The organism is Pseudomonas kitaguniensis (assembly GCF_009296165.1).
Classification (GTDB): domain Bacteria; phylum Pseudomonadota; class Gammaproteobacteria; order Pseudomonadales; family Pseudomonadaceae; genus Aquipseudomonas; species Aquipseudomonas kitaguniensis.
Genome location: NZ_VUAZ01000241.1, coordinates 1 through 1,091, shown reverse-complemented (window position 1 = coordinate 1,091; position 1,091 = coordinate 1). Strand labels below are relative to the sequence as shown.

Below are 1,091 nucleotides of genomic sequence, written 5' to 3'. Positions count from 1 at the left end.
CCCCTCCCACATTGGATTTGCGGCGTTTTGCAAAGTGTCACTCGACCACAGACATCGCAAATCTGCGCACCGCTACGATTCCGGGAACACGCTTAAAACTGTGGGAGGGGGCTTGCTCCCGATGGCGGTGTATCAGTCAATTACTACAGTGACTGACATATCGCCATCGGGAGCAAGCCCCTTCCCACCTTGATGCGGTGAGTGGCATTTAGACATGGTTTGTAAAGGGCCAGCAGGCCATGTCTCTGTTAATTGCAGGACGTTTCCTAGACAATCCCTGCCGCCTTGTGCCTGCTGGAATCGGTGGCTAGTCTGCGATCCGTCACTGCTTAACAGTGATCGGGTTTAGTCGCCCGGATTCAGAACAGGCGCACGGCTTCATGATGTTTATGGTGGCTGTGCGCAGGGCGCCTTCGGGCGCGCCGGGTTCCTGTTCTGACCGGTCGACTAACCTGCGTACAGCCGCCACCCATGGTTTAGTCGCCAAGCGTGCTGGCTCCTTGATTCAGACAGGAGCTCCAAGATGAACAAAGCCGTACCCGACCCACCGCTCAATCCTTCCAAAGACCACGCCGCATTCAACCGCGCCATTGATCATTACCTGCCGACCCACACGGCTCAAATCGATGACTTGAGCTTCGAAGACGCCCTGCTCTACACCGCCAGTTTGCTGCACAGCGCTTCGGCCACGGCGCTCAATTGCGGTGAACCGCTGGCAAGTCCCGAGCGAGCGAAAATTCTGGCAGTGTGGCACCTGCTGGAAATGGCCAAGACCACAGTGGATCGCGCCATCGACTGCCTGAAGCCACAGAAGGTATCGGCCTAAACGCAGTCAAAACTGTGGGAGGGGGCTTGCTCCCGATGGCGGTGTATCAGCCCATTAATGCGGTGACTGACACACTGCCGTCGGGAGCAAGCCCCCTCCCACATTGGAATTTCGGCGTTTTTGCGAAATGTTAGTTGACTACAGACATGGCGAATCCGCGCACTGTTACGATTCCGGGAACACGCTTAAAACTGTGGGAGGGGGCTTGCTCCCGATAGCGGTGTATCAGCCAATTAATGCAGTGACTGACACACTGCCATCGGGA

At 56.5% G+C, this 1,091-nt stretch carries 1 protein-coding gene; it reads left to right on the top strand.

From position 1 onward, the window contains the following. The first annotated feature begins 523 nt into the window (after positions 1 to 523). Positions 524 to 826: a DUF6124 family protein gene (locus F0169_RS27030; protein WP_152748136.1), complete on the top strand. Its 303-nt coding sequence runs from the start codon at positions 524 to 526 to the stop codon at positions 824 to 826. Positions 827 to 1,091: the final 265 nt, after the last annotated feature.